The sequence below is a fragment of the Enterobacter sp. Ap-1006 genome (assembly GCF_011752835.1).
Classification (GTDB): domain Bacteria; phylum Pseudomonadota; class Gammaproteobacteria; order Enterobacterales; family Enterobacteriaceae; genus Cedecea.
Genome location: NZ_VWWU01000001.1, coordinates 195,733 through 213,547, shown reverse-complemented (window position 1 = coordinate 213,547; position 17,815 = coordinate 195,733). Strand labels below are relative to the sequence as shown.

Genomic DNA, 17,815 nt, shown 5'->3' with positions numbered 1-17,815 from the left:
CCCGCCTGATAGCGCGGACCGCCGAAGTATTCGATACTACGCCTGCCGACAGAATGCGTGAAATGAACTTACTCCATGAAAATCATTCCATTTTGGAATAATAAAATTAAAAGCGACAATTAATTCTCATCGGACATAGGGATGTTGCTGAATGTTTCAGGTTAAGCGGTTAGACTGAATGCAAAACAAACAGGAGGTTTTTAATGCTTATCGTGATCCCCGTATTAATTCTCGTGGCGCTGGTGATTGTGGCTGCCGGGGTAAAAATCGTGCCCCAGGGCTTCCAGTGGACCGTCGAACGCTTTGGCCGCTACACCAAAACCCTGATGCCAGGCCTGAATCTTGTGGTGCCGTTTATGGATCGCGTAGGCCGCAAAATCAACATGATGGAACAGGTGCTCGACATCCCTTCTCAGGAAGTCATTTCCAAAGACAACGCCAACGTCGCCATTGACGCCGTGTGCTTTATTCAGGTGGTTGATGCCCCGCGCGCCGCCTATGAAGTCAGCAACCTTGAGCTGGCGATCATCAACCTGACGATGACCAACATCCGTACCGTGCTCGGCTCGATGGAGCTGGATGAGATGCTGTCCCAGCGCGACAACATCAACACCCGCCTGCTGCACATCGTGGATGAAGCCACCAACCCGTGGGGCATTAAAATCACCCGTATCGAAATCCGTGACGTGCGCCCACCGGCCGAGCTGATTGATGCGATGAACGCCCAGATGAAAGCTGAACGTACCAAGCGCGCCTATATTCTTGAGGCCGAAGGGATCCGCCAGGCGGAAATCGTCAAAGCCGAAGGTGAAAAGCAGTCGAAGATCCTGAAAGCTGAGGGTGAGCGTCAGTCTGCTTTCCTTGAGGCGGAGGCCCGCGAGCGTAGCGCTGAAGCAGAAGCCCGCGCCACGCAGATGGTGTCCGAAGCTATCGCCAAAGGGGATATTCAGGCGGTGAACTACTTCGTGGCCCAGAAATACACCGACGCGCTGCAGCAAATCGGGTCGGCCAATAACAGCAAAGTGGTGCTGATGCCGCTGGATGCCTCCAGCCTGATGGGCTCCATCGCCGGAATCAGCGAACTTATTGCCCAGAGCGGCACCGAGCGTAAAAAATGATCGACAGCATTCTCGCGCACCCACACGTCTTCTGGCTTGCGCTTGGCGGACTGCTGCTGGCGGCGGAGATGCTCGGCGCCAGCGGCTATCTGCTGTGGAGCGGCGTGGCGGCGGTAATCACCGGCCTGCTGGTCTGGCTGCTGCCGCTTGGCTGGGAAACGCAGGGCGTCTGCTTTGCCCTGCTGACGCTGGTCGCCGCCTTTCTCTGGTGGCGCTGGCTGTCCAGCCGCAGGCAGCAAATTCCAGGTGAAGTGCTGAATCAGCGCGGGCAGCAACTGGTTGGCCGCCGTTTCCGTCTTGAAGCGGCACTGGTTAATGGCCGGGGACATGTTCGCGTGGCCGACAGCAGCTGGCCTGTGACCGCCGATGAAGATCTCCCGGCGGGCTGTGAAGTTGTGGTGCTGGCCGTGGAAGGCATAACGCTCAAAATTAAAGCGGTTTAGTTTATCTCGTGGCGATGGCAGCAGCCGGAAAGATTGTCGATGATCGGGCAATCGGCGCTGTCATCACCCGGGCAGGCCTCTGCCAGCGTGAGCAAATGCTGGCGCATGTTCTGCAGCTCAATAATGTGCCGCTCGATATCCGCGACTTTCTGCAAAGTGCGGGCTTTTACGTCCGCGCTATGCCGGGCCGGATCGTTAAACAGGCTCACCAGCTCTTTGCACTCTTCCAGATTAAACCCAACCTGACGGGCCTGGCGCAGCAGCGTCAGCTCATCGAGATGCTTTTGCGTATAGCTGCGGTAGCCATTGTCGGCGCGAAACGGCGGCGTGACCAGCCCTTTCTCTTCGTAAAAACGAATCGCCTTGCTGGTTAGCCCGGTTTTTTTCGCCACATCGCTAATATTCATTTTTGCTCCTTGACCTTCCCCTTGATGGAAGGTTTAACCTCTTTCATAGTTAACCGAATCATCCTTTCGGTCAATATTTCACCTCACCATCATACAGGAGTCTCGCGATGTCACACATTGTGGATCTGAATCTGGATGGCCTGACCTGCGGCCATTGTGTTAAACGCGTCAAAGAGAGCCTCGAGCAGCGTGCAGACGTTGAGCAGGCTGAAGTCACCCAAACCCACGCCCGCGTTACCGGCAGCGCCACGCCGGAAGCGTTAGTGGAAACTGTCCAACAAGCGGGATACGGCGCAGAAGTCGCCAGCCACCCAAAGGCTGAACCGCTGGCAGAGTCATCAACTCCGTCGGAAGCACTGACAGCGGTCGCCCCTTCGCTTCCGGCAGCCTCTACCGACGATGACAGCCAGCAGTTGCTGATCGGCGGTATGAGCTGCGCCAGCTGCGTCTCCCGGGTGCAAAATGCCTTACAAAATGTACCGGGCGTCAGCCAGGCACGGGTTAACCTTGCGGAGCGCAGTGCGCTGGTGATGGGCACCGCCTCCGCAGAATCGCTGGTCAAAGCCGTGGAAAGTGCCGGCTACGGTGCCGAAGCGATTGAAGACGATCGGAAACGCCGCGAGCGCCAGCAAGAAACAGCGAACGCCGCCATGAAGCGCTTCCGCTGGCAGGCGATTGTCGCCCTTGCCGTCGGGATCCCGGTGATGGTCTGGGGCATGATCGGCGACAACATGATGGTCACCGAGAGCAACCGCTCCCTGTGGCTGACCATCGGTATTATTACCCTTGCGGTGATGGTCTTTGCCGGCGGTCATTTTTACCGTAGCGCCTGGCGCAGCCTGATGAACCGCGCGGCCACCATGGACACGCTCGTCGCCCTCGGCACCGGCGCGGCCTGGCTCTATTCGATTACCGTGAATATCTGGCCACAGCACTTCCCGATGGAAGCCCGCCACCTCTACTACGAGGCCAGCGCGATGATCATCGGCCTGATAAACCTCGGCCATATGCTGGAACAGCGTGCCCGTCAGCGCTCTTCTAAAGCACTTGAACGCCTGCTCGACTTAACGCCGCCGACCGCGCGAGTAGTGACGGAAGAAGGCGAGAAAACTTTACCGCTGGCGGAAGTCACCGCCGGAATGACGCTGCGCCTGACCACCGGCGACCGCGTACCGGTTGACGGGGAAATCACCCAGGGCGAAGCCTGGTTCGACGAAGCGATGCTGACCGGCGAACCGGTGCCGATGCAAAAATCAAACGGCGACGGGATTCACGCCGGGACCGTAGTGCAGGACGGCAGCGTGCTGTTCACCGCCACCGCCACCGGCAGCCACACCACGCTGTCGCGCATTATCCGCATGGTTCGCCAGGCGCAGAGCAGCAAGCCGGAAATCGGCCAGCTTGCCGATAAAATTTCCGCCGTATTTGTGCCGGTCGTCGTCGCTATCGCGCTGATCAGTGCCGCCATCTGGTACTTCTTCGGCCCTGCACCGCAAATTGTTTACACCCTGGTCATTGCCACCACGGTGCTGATTATCGCCTGCCCTTGCGCCCTGGGCCTTGCCACGCCGATGTCGATTATTTCAGGCGTGGGCCGTGCCGCCGAGTTTGGCGTTCTGGTTCGTGATGCCGATGCCCTGCAGCGCGCCAGCACGCTGGATACCGTGGTCTTTGACAAAACGGGCACGCTGACCGAAGGCAAACCGCAGGTGGTCGCCGTGGAAACCCGCGCCGGCGTGGACGAGGTGCAAGCGATACGCCTTGCAGCCGCGCTTGAGCAGGGTTCAAGCCACCCGCTTGCTCGCGCCATTATTGAAAAAGCAGGCAGTTCAACGCTGCCGGAAGTGACGTCGTTCCGTACTTTGCGCGGGCTGGGAGTCAGCGGTGAGGTGGACGGTCATAAACTGCTGCTGGGCAACAAAGCGCTGCTCGACGAGCAGGGCGTGGGCACTCAGCCGCTTGCCGACAGCATTGATGCTCAGGCTCGCCTGGGCGCAACCCCGGTGCTGCTTGCCGTAGATGGTCAGCTCATGGCGCTGTTAGCCATCCGCGACCCGCTTCGCAGCGACAGCGTCAGTGCGCTCCAGCGCCTGCACCGTAACGGCTACCGCCTGGTCATGCTCACCGGCGATAACCCGGTGACCGCCAACGCTATCGCCAAAGAAGTCGGCATTGATGAAGTGATTGCGGGCGTGCTGCCGGACGGCAAAGCTGACGCTATCAAACGGCTGCAGCAGCAGGGCCGCCAGGTGGCGATGGTCGGCGACGGCATTAACGATGCCCCGGCGCTGGCTCAGGCCGAGGTAGGGATTGCGATGGGCGGCGGTAGCGACGTAGCCATTGAAACTGCCGCCATTACGCTGATGCGTCACAGCCTGGTGGGCGTTGCCGATGCGCTGGCCATTTCCAAAGCCACGCTGCGAAACATGAAGCAAAACCTGATGGGAGCCTTCGTGTACAACTCGCTTGGCATTCCGATTGCCGCGGGCGTACTCTACCCGCTGACCGGCACGCTACTCAACCCGGTGGTTGCCGGTGCCGCGATGGCGCTGTCTTCCATCACCGTGGTGAGCAACGCCAACCGCCTGCTGCGCTTTAAACCGAAAGACTAGCCTCTCTGCGGCCTTCCCTTCTCCTTTTGAGCGGAAGGCCGACTTTTTCCTTTCCCCTTCCAGCCCAGGGCGTTAGCATGGCTTTTTAGCCAGGGAATCGCGATATGGGTTTGTTCCAACGTCTTAGCGCACTGCTTTCCAGCCTGACAGCCTCTGGTTATCCCTGGCCTGCCCTTGATATCACGCTCCCCGGCAAGCGCTATTTGCACCTCGTGGGCAGCATTCATATGGGTACCCGGGACATGGCTCCGCTTTCCTCACGCCTGGTGGACAAACTTCGCGCGGCAGATGCACTGATCGTCGAGGCAGATATCCGCTCTGGCGATTCGCCGTTCAGCGAAATAGTGGAGGACATCGAACTGGAGGCTCGTCTGGCTCCAGACGATTACCAGCAGGTGCTGAGCCTGTGCAGCGAGTTAGGTATTTCACTGAGCAGCATTGAGCACCAGCCAGCCTGGCAGGTGGCACTGATTTTACAGGCACATCAGGCACAGCGGCTTGGCCTTCGCCCTGACTACGGCATCGACTATCAGCTTCTGGAAGCCGCACAGCGCTACGGCGTGCCGGTCACCGAGCTTGAAGGCGCGCAAAGCCAGATAGAATTATTGAAGGGGTTGCCTGACGGTGGGCTGCCGCTGCTGAACGACACGCTGGAGCACTGGCACACCAACGCGCGGCTGCTGCAGATAATGATTGGCTGGTGGCTGGAAACACCGCCGCAGCAGGGCAATATTGCGCTACCGAACACCTTTGGCGATGCGCTGTATGACGTGTTGATGCATCAGCGAAACCGCCAGTGGCAGGCGTTTCTGCAGCAGCTGCCCGCCGGGCGCTATGTGGTTGCGGTCGGCGCGTTGCACCTTTACGGCGAAGGTAACCTGCCAGAAATGCTGAAAAAAGGATAAAAAAATGGCCAATATTTCTATTGGCCCGTCAAAGAGGAATTTCATTTATTATTCTGTTTATCCCGGCTGCCGAAGCAACCGAAGCTGAATTGTCGCTTAATGTGATGGTTTACGCCATCACTATTATGTAGCGCTATATTACTCGTCAAGTATATCACTATGATTACTATTTTGTGCGTTTTCAAAACAACGAATAAAGAAGGAAACCATGACTCCCGCGGTAAAACTCCTCGAAAAGAACAAAATCAGCTTTCAAATTCATGCCTATGAGCACGATCCGCTGGAAACCAACTTTGGTGACGAAGTGGTCCGTAAGCTGGGGCTAAATGCCGACCAGGTCTATAAAACGCTGCTGGTGGCGCTGAATGGCGACATGAAACACCTCGCCGTGGCGGTGACGCCGGTTGCCGGGCAGCTTGATCTGAAAAAGGTCGCTAAGGCGCTGGGCGTGAAGAAGGTTGAAATGGCGGACCCGATGGTCGCGCAGCGAATCACCGGTTATCTGGTGGGCGGCATTAGCCCGCTGGGGCAGAAAAAACGCCTGCCAACGGTGATTGATGCTCCGGCACAGGAGTTTGCCAGCATCTACATTTCCGGCGGCAAGCGCGGGCTGGATATTGAACTCGCGGCAAGCGATCTGGCGAAACTGCTGGATGCCAGCTTCGCCGATATCGCCCGCCGCGATTAACGCTTAGTTCCAGCTTACCTCGCCCTTAGGTTGGTAAGCATTTACGTCCAGCGGGGAGTTCTGTTCGATGTACTGCTTCAGGACTTCCGCATCGACAAATCCGGTGTTGACGTAGCCCGGCTTTTTATCGATTTCCGGGTAACCATCGCCGCCGGTGCCGTTGAAGCTCAGCGTGGCCATGCGGTAGGTTTTGGCCGGATCAATCGGCTGGTCTTTGATTTTCAGGTTACTTAGCTTGCCGCCGGTTGAGGTGAAGCTAACGTTAGAGAACTGCGGGTAAGCGCCGGAGTCCGGCGTTTTCTGCGCCACCGCCGTCAGGTATTCCTCTACATCTTTACCGTTCATGTCGATATAAACCACGGTGTTGCCGAACGGTTGCACCTTGAGCACATCTTTATAGGTAATGTTACCGGCTTCGATAGAATCTCGCACGCCGCCGCCGCTCATCACCGCAAAGTCCGCGCTGGTTCGCGCCATTTGTGCCGCCAGCAATACGCGCGCCAGGTTAGTCTGCACAAAGCGCACTTTGCTACGATCCCCTTCCAGATGCCCGTTCACGCTGCCCACTTTCACCTTCAGCGCGGCCTGACCTTTGTTCTGGAACGGCGTCAGCAGGGAGAGCATCTGCTGGCTTTCGGCGATTTCTGGCGTGTAAAGTACGCGCTCACTTTGCCCGTTATCGTAGGTGATTTTCTTTTTCAGGTTGATGGGGATCAGCTGATAGTGCACCAGCTTCATCTCGCCGTTACGGAACTCAAAATCTGCCCGCCCGACGTATTTGCCCCACTCATGCGCCTGCACAATCCAGGTGCCATTTTGCCTGTCCGGCGCGCAAGGTGTGCCCGGCACATAATCTTTCTGCTTCTGGTTTTCCTGCGCCATGCAGACCGGATCCTGTGAGTGACCGCCCACAATCATCGTCAGCGCGCCTTCCGGCAGGCTTCTTGCCATTTCGACATCGCCCGGCGCATTTGAGCCGTGGTTGCCGTTATCGTAGTGGCCCATATGGGTCGCGGCGATGATCACGTCCGGTTTTTCGGTGCCCTGCAGCTCCTGGATCACCAGTTTGGCTTCCTCTGCAGGTTTGCGGAATTCGATGTCGGTGAAGTATTCCGGGTTGCCGATTTTAGCCGTATCGTCGGTGGTCAGGCCGATAACCGCCACTTTAATGCCCTGGGGTTTAAAAATCGCGTAGGGCTTAAACAGGCGCTCACCGGTGCTTTTTTGATAAATGTTGGCGGACAGCAGCGGGAACTTCGCCCACTTTTCCTGCTGGCGCAGCACGGACAGCGGATTGTCGAATTCGTGGTTGCCGACGGCCATGGCGTCATAGCCAATCAGGCTCATGCCGCGAAAATCCGGTTCAGCATCCTGCAGGTCTGATTCCGGCACGCCGGTGTTGATATCCCCGCCGGACAACAGCAGCACGCTGCCGCCTTCCGCCGCGACTTCTTTACGCACGCTGTCTACCAGCGTTTTTTGCGCTGCCAGCCCGTATTCTCCATACTCATTCCGCCAGAAGTGACCATGGTGGTCGTTAGTATGAAGAATGGTAATTTTATAGGTCTTGTCTTTTTCCCAGGCCAGCGCTGAAGCGCTGGTTAAACTCAATGCCACCAGCAGCGCCGTGGTTATTGTTTTCGCAGCAAACCGCATTGCAAATCTCCATGTCAAAATGTAACTGCGCAGAAATAACAGATAGCTTTCAGGATAGACAGCTATCTTTTCCGAAATGCGACTTTCTTCAAATCCCCCGCGCGAGTATGTTAGCAGGGTAAGAATTTCTTCCGGGCGATTTCCTGCGTCGCCCGCTCTAAAAACAATAACCGTTCGTACAGGTAATTATGGCAAGCTCTCAAACCCTCACCCAGCCGGGTACGCCCCCGGAGCAAAAAAAAGCGCGCACCGCATTTGGGATCCTCGGCGCTATAAGCCTCTCCCACCTGCTTAACGACATGATTCAGTCGCTGATTCTGGCTATTTACCCGCTGCTACAGGCCGAATTCTCCCTAAGCTTTATGCAAATCGGGATGATTACCCTGACCTTCCAGCTCTCTTCATCGCTGCTACAGCCGCTGGTGGGCTACTACACCGACAAATACCCGATGCCGTGGTCATTGCCGATCGGCATGTGCTTTACCCTTTGCGGCCTGGTGCTGCTGGCGCTGGCGGGCAGCTTCCCGGCTGTTCTGGTCGCCGCCGCGCTGGTGGGGACCGGTTCGTCCGTCTTCCACCCTGAGTCCTCACGCGTGGCGCGTATGGCATCCGGTGGCCGTCACGGGCTTGCGCAGTCGCTGTTCCAGGTGGGCGGTAACTTCGGCAGCTCCCTCGGGCCATTGCTGGCGGCTATTATTATCGCGCCTTACGGCAAAGGTAACGTGGCGTGGTTCGTGCTCGCCGCTCTGCTGGCTATCGTGGTTCTGCTGCAAATCAGCCGCTGGTACGCCGCTCAGCATAAAATCGCCAAAAGCCGCCCTGCCGTGCCGGTGGTCAACCCGCTGCCGCGCAACAAAGTGATTCTGGCGGTCTCGATTTTGCTGCTGCTGATCTTCTCTAAATACTTTTATATGGCGAGCATCAGCAGCTACTTCACTTTCTACCTGATGCAAAAATTCGGATTATCCGTACAAAACGCCCAGATTCACCTGTTCGCTTTCCTGTTTGCCGTCGCGGCAGGCACGGTGATTGGTGGCCCCGTGGGGGATAAGATTGGCAGAAAATACGTAATTTGGGGCTCTATCCTCGGTGTGGCGCCATTTACCCTTGTTTTACCCTACGCATCACTTTACTGGACGGGCGTCCTGACGGTGATCATTGGCTTTATTTTGGCCTCAGCGTTCTCCGCCATCCTGGTGTATGCCCAGGAGCTACTTCCTGGCCGTATCGGTATGGTTTCCGGGCTATTTTTCGGATTTGCCTTTGGGATGGGTGGCCTGGGTGCAGCCGTGCTCGGGTTAATTGCTGACCACACCAGCATCGAGTTGGTCTACAAAATATGTGCCTTCCTGCCGTTACTCGGCATTATGACAATATTCCTGCCCGATAATCGCCACAAAGCGTAGATTTTAGCGGCCAAAGTATTGCTTTGGCCGCATCCTGTCTCCATACCCTTCTGGCAATCGCCCCAGATAACTGAGTTAAATGCTACTCAGAGCCTATTTTTTATCGAAATGCGCTTTTTATTCAAAATTCAACAATTATTCATAAACGCCGATAAAGAATTTGTCATAAACTGTGTAACAGAACGTTTTGGAACATCGGCCAACCAAAGGAGACGGAATGCATCACGCCACACCGCTTATCACCACCATTGTTGGTGGTCTCGTGCTCGCTTTTTTACTGGGTATGCTGGCTAACAAGCTGCGCATATCTCCGCTGGTGGGCTATTTATTAGCTGGCGTGCTGGCGGGGCCTTTTACCCCTGGTTTTGTTGCTGATACCAAACTTGCCCCTGAGCTGGCGGAGTTAGGCGTGATTCTGCTGATGTTCGGCGTCGGGCTGCATTTTTCATTGAAGGATTTGATGGCGGTAAAGGCCATCGCCATCCCCGGCGCCATCGCGCAAATAGGCGTCGCGACGCTGCTGGGCATGGCGCTTTCCTGGCTGATGGGCTGGTCGGTGATGACCGGTATCGTCTTTGGGCTTTGTTTATCGACGGCAAGCACCGTCGTGCTGCTGCGCGCGCTTGAAGAAAGGCAGCTAATTGACACTCAGCGAGGGCAAATAGCCATTGGCTGGCTGATTGTCGAAGATCTGGTGATGGTGCTGACTCTGGTGCTGCTGCCAGCCGTCGCCGGCATGATGGAAAAAGGCAACGTTGGGCTGGTTTCCCTGAGCCTGGATATGGCTATCACCATCGGGAAGGTCGCGGCGTTTATCGCCCTGATGATGCTGGTAGGCCGCCGCCTTGTGCCGTGGATTCTGGCTCGCAGCGCAGCGACAGGTTCCCGTGAGCTGTTTACCCTTTCCGTGCTGGCGCTGGCCTTGGGCATCGCATTCGGCGCGGTTGAATTGTTTGATGTCTCCTTTGCGCTGGGTGCCTTCTTTGCCGGTATGGTGCTGAATGAGTCAGAGCTAAGCCACCGCGCGGCACACGACACCCTGCCGCTGCGCGATGCGTTTGCGGTGCTGTTCTTTGTTTCCGTCGGCATGCTGTTTGATCCGCTGATCCTGATTCAGGAACCGCTGGCGGTACTGGGCACGCTGGCCATCATCATCTTCGGTAAATCCCTGGCGGCGTTCCTGCTGGTGCGCATGTTTGGTCACTCCCAGCGGACCGCGCTGACCATCGCCACCAGCCTCGCGCAGATCGGTGAGTTCGCCTTTATTCTGGCCGGCCTCGGCATGGCGCTGAACCTGTTGCCACAAACGGGGCAGAATTTGGTGCTGGCTGGCGCAATTCTGTCGATTATGCTGAACCCAATTCTGTTTGCCGTGCTTGAGCGCTACCTCGAGAAAACCGAAACGCTGGACGAGCAAACCCTGGAAGAAGCCATCGAAGAAGAAAAACAAATCCCGGTGGATATCTGCAACCACGCTCTGCTGGTGGGGTATGGCCGCGTCGGTAGCCTGCTTGGCGAGAAGCTTATTGCCGAAGGTGTGCCATTGGTGGTGATCGAAACCTCCCGCAGCCGGGTGGATGAGCTGCGCGAACGCGGGATCCGCGCCGTGCTGGGCAATGCTGCTAACGAAGAGATCATGAGTCTGGCCCATCTGGACTGCGCCCGCTGGCTGCTGTTGACCATTCCTAACGGCTACGAAGCCGGTGAAATCGTCGCGACGGCCAGAGCAAAATGCCCGGATATCGAAATCATCGCTCGCGCACATTACGACGACGAAGTGGATTACATCACCGAGCGTGGCGCTAATCAGGTTGTGATGGGAGAAAGAGAGATTGCCAATACCATGCTTGGGCTGCTGGTGCCGCCGGTCACACAGGAAGCGGTGACGGGTTAATTCTATTTTAGGGCAGGTCTGACACCTGCCCACGCGCAAAAAAGCTGAGCCTTCAGGCTCAGCTTTTCAGCTTAACGTTCCCAGTAAGACTCTTCGAGGCTGTCTTCCCGCTCAGGCAGGCCGCGCGTCAGGCGCGGAGAATGCTGGTTCAGAACCTGATAGCTCACGCGGTTGGCGTATTTGCATACCTGGGCCAGCGAGGAATAAGTCAGCCAGGTCAGCTTGTGTTTGCTTGAATTCGGCACGTTACTGCGGTGGTAATTGTTCGCAGTGATATCGTGCAACAGCGCCGCAAGCGCCCCGTCTCCCGCGCCGTTGGTGTTCATGATCTTCTCCGGGCCACCCATGTATGGCGCGATGTGGGAGTAGATTCGCAGCGGCTCAGCACAGTCTTTCAGGCGCATCGCGCGGCTAAATTCGAACTGGTTAAATTCGGCAATCGCACCAGGCAGAAGTGGGTGCTGTGTTTTACGCTTCGCGGTCTCTTCGGTATAACCCGCCATATAAAGGCCTACCGGCCCGGCGGTGCAAAGCACCAGGTCAACCCAGTCCAGGGCCTTGTCGGCGGCCAGCAGCGGATCGCTTTCACCGGTTAGCGCTTCACCCTCTTCTTCGTTCATTGCCAGGATCGAAACGTGCTCACTCAGGAAGGCCTGCCACCAGGTCGGGTTTTCGGCAATCACGTATTTGGTGCCCAGAGTCAGTACCACCGGCACGTTGTGTTTCTTCGCCCAGGCAATCGCCTGCATAGTGGCCTCCGGCATCGGTTCGCCCGGCTTGCAGCGCACCAGATAAGAGGTCAGCACCAGCGCGGATGCCCCGGCAATCACTTCTTCCGGAATGCTATCCGCACGTAGCTGGTTCATGTGGCCCGGGCTGATGGCAAAAGTACGCTCGCCCTGGTCGCCAATCAGCGTAAAGCAACGGCCAATCGGGCCATCAACGCCCTGCAAATAGTTAAGGTCGGTCCGGCTGGAGGTATTGCAGAGGTAGCGGTAAGCGTAGCTGCCAATCTCGACATTGCGGCACATCACGCCGAGCAGCACCGAGCGGTCATCGGCCAGCACCGAGTAATTGTGCATGGTGTTGCCGATGGTGCCCCCGGCAAACTGGTGGGTAATCAGGTTGTTGTCGACCAGCTCTTTGTAGAGCGCGTCGGCCACATCATCCTCAATCACCAGAGAATGGCCAAAACTCAGCCCGTAGCGCTGTACAAACTCATCGTCCACTTTGGCTTCAATGTCGACCAGCGTTTGGTCGATGCCGACCACCCAGGAAGAGCCGCTTTCTGCTTCAGGCTGAGTTTGCTGTAAGAGCGGGTCGCGGGCGCTGACGGGGAAGTAGTGTTTGGATTTGCGTTTACCGGGAAATTTCATGGTGTCGTTACGGGGCTGGATAATAAGGCGGAGAATAGTAGCATTCCCCGCCTCAGGTTTCTATTTGCGATACCGCTCCACCAGATTCATCATCATCGCGATATGGGCCGGATCGTCATTCAGCGCCGGAATGTACTCGTATTTCGTCCCGCCCGCCTCGATAAACACTTCCCGGTTCTGGACCGCCATCTCTTCCAGCGTTTCCAGGCAGTCAGCGGAGAACCCCGGGCACATCACCTGAATATGCTTCACGCCCTTTTCGGCCAGCATTTTCAACGTTTCGTCGGTGTACGGCATCAGCCAGGGTTCGCGGCCAAAGCGGGACTGGTAGGTCATCATCACTTTTTCCGGCGGCAGCTCAAGGGCGCTCAGCAGTTCGCGGGTGGTGTCGCGGCAGCGCTGCGGGTAATCATCGCCTTCATTCGCGTAGCGCTGCGGAATGCCGTGATAAGAGAGCAGTAGCACGTCCGGCTCGCCGTGTTCGGCAAAAGAGCGTTTGACCGAGGCCGCCAGCGCGTTGATGTAAGCCGGCTCTGTCGCGTAGTCGCGAATCAGGGAAATAGAAGGCAGACTGCGGTAATCGGCAAAGATTCGCCCCAGCTCGTCCCATACCGCCGCCACGGTTGAGCAGGAAAACTGCGGATAAAGCGGCAGCACCACAATGTGCGTCACGTTCTGCGCCAGGAGGTCGTCCACGGCGCTTTTGAGCGACGGTTCGCCGTAGCTCATCCCCAGCGCAACCGGCGTGTCCGGCAGCTGCTGCGCCAGCGCTTTTTCCTGCCGACGGCTGTATACCATCAAGGGCGAGCCCTCTTCCATCCAGATGGACTGATAGAGTTTGGCGACACGCGGTGAACGGATCGGCAGAATGACGCCGCGCAGCAGCGGCCACCAAAGCAGGCGGGGCGTATCCACCACGCGCTTATCGCTCAGGAACTGACGAAGATAGCGGTTGACCGCCGCCGGCGTCGGGGCGCTCGGCGTACCAAGGTTAGCCAGTAAGATGCCAATTTTTTCCTGATTCATTCCCACCCCTTATCTGTAAATTGCCGTCAATTGTAACGTAAAAGAGCGAAACGAGAACCGATTACAGTGAAAGGGGAAAATAGGGGCAAAAAAATACCAGGGCATGCCCTGGTATTTTTTGCCGCTGCGGGAAATTATCCGAGGATTTTTTCCAGTTCAGCGCGCACGTCAGACACGGCCTGGGTGCCGTCAACTTTAGCGTATTGGGTATTACCCGCCTGCGCTTCTTTAGAGTAGTAGCCGATCAGCGGCGCGGTCATCTGATGGTATTCCACCAGGCGTTTACGCACGGTTTCTTCCTGATCGTCTTTACGGGTAGTCAGCTCTTCGCCGGTCACGTCGTCCTTACCTTCAACCTTAGGCGGGTTGAATTTGATGTGATAAACGCGGCCGGAAGCAGCGTGCACGCGGCGCCCTACGATGCGGTCAACGATCAACTCGTCAGGTACGTCGAACTCCAGCACGAAGTCAACCTTGATGCCCGCTTCTTTCATGGCGTCTGCCTGCGGGATAGTGCGTGGGAAACCGTCCAGCAGGAAACCGTTACGGCAGTCTTCCTGCGCAATGCGCTCTTTAACCAGGGCGATAACCAGCTCATCGGTCACCAGTTTGCCAGCATCCATGATATCTTTGGCCTGTTTACCCAGTTCTGAACCAGATTTAACCGCAGCACGCAGCATATCACCGGTGGAGATTTGCGGAATGCCGTATTTCTCCATGATGAACTGAGCCTGAGTCCCTTTACCTGCGCCCGGCGCGCCGAGCAGAATGATACGCATTGCGTAATTCCCCATACATTTAATTATTCAATCGAATTTGAGGCGAAAACCATACCACTAAAGGCGGTATCATCACAAGGAAGGGAGGCGCTCAGGCTGAAGCCCCGAGCCTCGATTCCGCCTGAATCCCGACCACTTTTCGCCCCTGACTGAAGCCAGAATCGGTTCAGCCAGGGAGCATTTTTATTTTTATAGCAGCTGACTTATCCCTTATATCACCAAGGAATAATAAGGTCTTCGTCTGGTAATTTATGAACCGTCAGGCTGGCTGAAAAAGGCCCGCTATATAGATTAGGTTTATGTACAACAATTATAATGACGGCCAACACAGCCTGCCGACGCTGTTTGGCGTCAGGCTGTTAACCAGGAGATCTATTTTGCTAAAAGGAAGAGCGCCCGCCATGAATAAGCCCTTAATTGCCATTATCTGTTGTTTGCTGCTAAGCGGGTGCACATCTCAGTGGGTAAAAACCCGCAGTAACGCGCAGGAGTACACCAGCGCACGAGGAGACTGTGAAACCCAGTCCCAGCAGGCTTTTCCGGTAAGGAATGAGGTTGCACAGCGTACTAAGTACACCACTTACTACGAAGCCTGTACTAAAAAAGATGAGTGTGATGGCGAGAAAACCCGGGCGGTAAAAAAGCCAGAAATTGAAAGCTATGTGATGGACGTGAATAGCGAAAGCCGGGACCGGTTATTTAATCAGTGCATGGAACTGAAAGGTTGGGAAAGCAAAATAAAGTGGCTGTAATATCTGAAATTCAACATCCATAGCCCGTATTCCGACAGAAAAATAACCTTACTTTTTAAAGCATGAAATTTTCTGCAGTTACTGTCCCTGAATATTTTAGTGAAAAAAAACCACCTGTCTATACAGGTGGTTTTGTCAGATAATCAATCGGACTTAAGAAACCAGCAGCTGGTTCATGCGGCGGATGAACTGGTTAGGATCTTCCAGCTGGCCGCGCTCAGCTAACAGCGCCTGGTCAAGCAGCAACTCAACCCACTCGCTAAACTGCGCGTCATCCTGCGTATCCGCAGCGCGTTTCACCAGTGCATGCTCCGGGTTAAGCTCGAAGATGTACTTCACTTCCGGCACTTCCTGGCCCGCAGCGGCAAACAGTTTCGCCATCTGGGTGCTCATGTCGTTGCTGTCGGTGGTGACGATCGCCGGGGTATCGGTCAGGCGATGCGTCAGACGCACTTCCTTCACTCGCTCGCCCAGCAGGGTTTTCACGCGGTCCACGAACGGCTCCAGCGCCTTCTCAGCTTCTTTCGCTTCTTCGGTCTCTTCGTCCGTCAGCTTATCCAGCGATTCATCCGTCTTGCTGACTGACTGGAATGCTTTCCCGTCGAATTCGGTCAGGTAGCTCATCATCCACTCATCGATGCGATCGGAAAGCAGCAGAACCTCGATGCCTTTCTTACGCAGCAGTTCCAGATGCGGGCTGCTCTTCGCCGCCGCGTAGCTGTCTGCGGTGATGTAGTAGATCTTCTCCTGACCTTCTTTCATGCGGGAGACATACTCTTCCAGCGACACGGTCTGTGCCGAGGAGTCGTTGTGCGTGGTCGCGAAGCGCAGCAGTTTAGCGATAGCCTCCTGGTTCGCGTTATCTTCCGCCGGGCCTTCTTTCAACACCAGGCCAAAGTTTTTCCAGAAGGTCTGGTATTTCTCAGCATCGTCTTTCGCCAGCTTGTCCAGCATCTGCAGCACACGTTTGGTCAGCGCGCTGCGCAGGTTCTGGGTCACGCGGCTGTCCTGCAGGATTTCACGGGAAACGTTCAGCGGCAGATCGTTAGAATCTATCAGGCCACGCACGAAGCGCAGGTAGTTCGGCATGAACTGCTCGGCATCGTCCATGATAAACACGCGCTGCACGTAGAGTTTCAGCCCGTGTTTGTGGTCACGGTTCCACATATCCCACGGAGCCTGTGCAGGGATGTACAGCAGGCTGGTGTACTCCTGCTTCCCTTCTACGCGGTTGTGGCTCCAGGCCAGCGGGTCGGTAAAGTCGTGGGCGATGTGCTTGTAGAACTCTTTGTATTCGTCATCGCTAACTTCGGATTTGCTGCGGGTCCACAGCGCCTGAGCTTTGTTGATTTTTTCCCAGCTAACGATGGTTTCACCGTCTTTTTCTTCCTGCTGTTCAATCTCAACCGGCAGAGCGATGTGGTCAGAATATTTGCTGATGATGGAGCGAACTCGCCAGTCGTCGAGGAACTCATCTTCGCCTTCACGCAGATGCAGCGTGATTTCGGTACCACGATCGACTTTCTCAATGTCGGCCACGGTGTATTCACCCGCGCCTTCAGATTCCCAGAACACGCCCTGCTCCGCGCTGGCACCGGCAGCGCGAGTGCGAACGGTGACTTTGTCCGCCACGATAAACGCAGAATAGAAGCCGACGCCGAACTGGCCGATAAGCTGGCTGTCTTTCGCCTGGTCAGAACCCATGGACTCGAGGAAAGCCTTGGTGCCGGATTTAGCAATGGTGCCCAGATGATCGATAACTTCATCACGGGTCATGCCGATGCCGTTATCGGCAATAGTCAGGGTACGGTTGTCTTTGTTAAAAGAGACACGAACGCGCAGTTCACCGTCACCTTCGTAAAGGCTGGCGTTAGACAGGGCGCGGAAGCGCAGCTTGTCTGCCGCATCGGAGGCGTTGGAGATCAGCTCACGCAGGAAGATTTCTTTGTTTGAATAGAGAGAATGGATCATCAGGTGCAGAAGCTGTTTTACCTCTGACTGAAAACCGCGGGTCTCTTGTCCTTTCATGGTCATTGATACCTCAACAAAATCATACGGGATGAAGAAAACGTTGAGGGGGATATGGTAGCGATTTGTGCCTTTTCAAGCTGGAGGAGGCAAAAACCTCCCCCAACCGATTAAAAATTAATCTTATGGCGACCCAGCAGCGAGTGTGAAAGCGTGGTGCCATCCACCATTTCCAGCTCGCCGCCCACCGGCACCCCGTGGGCGATACGGCTGGCTTCAACGCCGTACTGCGCGCACAGCTCGGCAATGTAGTTCGCCGTGGCTTCGCCTTCTACCGTCGGATTAGTGGCAAGAATAACTTCTTTCATCGGCTCGCTGGCAAGGCGCTGCTCAAGGCGATCCAGTCCAATATCGTTCGGGCCAATGCCGTCCAGCGGCGAGAGGTGCCCCATTAAGACAAAGTAGCGGCCTGAAAACTGGCCGGTTTGCTCGATGGCGTGAATATCCGCCGGGCTCTCCACCACGCAAATCTGGCCGTTTTCCTGGCGACGTGGATTGGAGCAAATGGAGCAAACTTCCTGCTCGGTAAAGGTACGGCAATCCGCACAGTGGCCAATCTCGGACATGGCGCGGGTCAGCGCCTGAGCCAGACGCATGCCGCCGCTGCGGTCGCGCTGCAGCAGGGCAAACGCCATACGCTGGGCGGATTTCGGGCCAACGCCGGGCAGGCAGCGCAGGGATTCCATAAGGGCTGAGAGTAAAGGACTGGTTTGCATCGCTCGGGC

15 protein-coding genes are annotated in these 17,815 nt (G+C 56.2%); 8 read left to right on the top strand and 7 right to left on the bottom strand.

What is annotated here, in order from left to right; translation table 11 throughout:
• Positions 1-203 precede the first annotated feature (203 nt).
• A complete protein-coding gene (locus tag F3J28_RS00990; RefSeq protein ID WP_008460237.1) occupies positions 204-1,118 on the top strand; it encodes an SPFH domain-containing protein in 915 nt (304 codons plus the stop codon).
• Positions 1,115-1,561: an NfeD family protein gene (locus tag F3J28_RS00985; protein ID WP_166871876.1), complete on the top strand. Its 447-nt coding sequence runs from the start codon at positions 1,115-1,117 to the stop codon at positions 1,559-1,561. The genes F3J28_RS00990 and F3J28_RS00985 overlap by 4 nt, the downstream gene beginning before the upstream one ends.
• Here F3J28_RS00985 and cueR read toward each other — a convergent pair.
• Positions 1,558-1,968, bottom strand: coding sequence for a Cu(I)-responsive transcriptional regulator (cueR, locus tag F3J28_RS00980; protein ID WP_008460239.1), 411 nt, complete (start codon positions 1,966-1,968; stop codon positions 1,558-1,560). The genes F3J28_RS00985 and cueR overlap by 4 nt on opposite strands.
• 107 nt (positions 1,969-2,075) lie before the next feature.
• Between cueR and copA the strand changes: the two genes are divergently transcribed.
• The 3 genes from copA (at position 2,076) to ybaK (ending at position 6,173) form a co-directional block, all read left to right on the top strand.
• Positions 2,076-4,580: a copper-exporting P-type ATPase CopA gene (gene copA, locus F3J28_RS00975; protein WP_166871872.1), complete on the top strand. Its 2,505-nt coding sequence runs from the start codon at positions 2,076-2,078 to the stop codon at positions 4,578-4,580.
• A gap of 104 nt (positions 4,581-4,684) precedes the next feature.
• Positions 4,685-5,485: a TraB/GumN family protein gene (locus F3J28_RS00970; RefSeq protein ID WP_166871870.1), complete on the top strand. Its 801-nt coding sequence runs from the start codon at positions 4,685-4,687 to the stop codon at positions 5,483-5,485.
• Positions 5,486-5,693: 208 nt separating this feature from the next.
• The gene (gene ybaK, locus F3J28_RS00965; RefSeq protein ID WP_008460244.1) at positions 5,694-6,173 is read left to right on the top strand and encodes a Cys-tRNA(Pro)/Cys-tRNA(Cys) deacylase YbaK; all 480 of its coding nucleotides are present in this window, start codon (positions 5,694-5,696) and stop codon (positions 6,171-6,173) included.
• 3 nt (positions 6,174-6,176) lie between these two features.
• Here ybaK and ushA read toward each other — a convergent pair whose 3' ends face one another.
• Positions 6,177-7,829: a bifunctional UDP-sugar hydrolase/5'-nucleotidase UshA gene (gene ushA, locus F3J28_RS00960; RefSeq protein ID WP_166871867.1), complete on the bottom strand. Its 1,653-nt coding sequence runs from the start codon at positions 7,827-7,829 to the stop codon at positions 6,177-6,179.
• A 188-nt stretch (positions 7,830-8,017) separates the two neighbouring features.
• Here ushA and F3J28_RS00955 point away from each other — a divergent pair, with 188 nt between their 5' ends.
• Positions 8,018-9,235 carry an MFS transporter gene (locus F3J28_RS00955; protein WP_008460246.1) on the top strand — a complete coding sequence of 406 codons (1,218 nt, stop codon included), beginning with the start codon at positions 8,018-8,020 and terminating at the stop codon, positions 9,233-9,235.
• 217 nt (positions 9,236-9,452) lie between these two features.
• The gene (gene ybaL / locus F3J28_RS00950; RefSeq protein WP_008460247.1) at positions 9,453-11,129 is read left to right on the top strand and encodes a YbaL family putative K(+) efflux transporter; all 1,677 of its coding nucleotides are present in this window, start codon (positions 9,453-9,455) and stop codon (positions 11,127-11,129) included.
• Positions 11,130-11,200: 71 nt separating this feature from the next.
• Here the strand turns inward: ybaL and F3J28_RS00945 are convergent, their stop codons facing one another.
• The 3 genes from F3J28_RS00945 to adk form a co-directional block, all read right to left on the bottom strand.
• Positions 11,201-12,505, bottom strand: a complete 1,305-nt coding sequence (locus tag F3J28_RS00945) for an inosine/guanosine kinase (RefSeq protein ID WP_008460248.1) — start codon at positions 12,503-12,505, stop codon at positions 11,201-11,203.
• A gap of 60 nt (positions 12,506-12,565) precedes the next feature.
• The gene (gene hemH, locus F3J28_RS00940; protein WP_008460250.1) at positions 12,566-13,531 is read right to left on the bottom strand and encodes a ferrochelatase; all 966 of its coding nucleotides are present in this window, start codon (positions 13,529-13,531) and stop codon (positions 12,566-12,568) included.
• A 134-nt stretch (positions 13,532-13,665) separates the two neighbouring features.
• Positions 13,666-14,310 (bottom strand): adenylate kinase, encoded by a 645-nt coding sequence (gene adk, locus F3J28_RS00935; RefSeq protein WP_166871864.1) that lies wholly within the window; start codon positions 14,308-14,310, stop codon positions 13,666-13,668.
• Positions 14,311-14,711: 401 nt separating this feature from the next.
• On the opposite strand from adk, the gene F3J28_RS00930 reads away from it, so the two are divergent.
• On the top strand, positions 14,712-15,062 hold the full coding sequence (locus F3J28_RS00930) for a hypothetical protein (RefSeq protein WP_008460252.1): 351 nt from the start codon (positions 14,712-14,714) through the stop codon (positions 15,060-15,062).
• Between the two features lie 153 nt (positions 15,063-15,215).
• Here F3J28_RS00930 and htpG read toward each other — a convergent pair whose 3' ends face one another.
• Together htpG and recR are read right to left on the bottom strand one after the other, a co-directional pair.
• A complete protein-coding gene (gene htpG / locus F3J28_RS00925) occupies positions 15,216-17,090 on the bottom strand; it encodes a molecular chaperone HtpG (protein ID WP_166871860.1) in 1,875 nt (624 codons plus the stop codon).
• Positions 17,091-17,200: 110 nt separating this feature from the next.
• A complete protein-coding gene (gene recR, locus F3J28_RS00920) occupies positions 17,201-17,806 on the bottom strand; it encodes a recombination mediator RecR (RefSeq protein WP_008460255.1) in 606 nt (201 codons plus the stop codon).
• Positions 17,807-17,815: the final 9 nt, after the last annotated feature.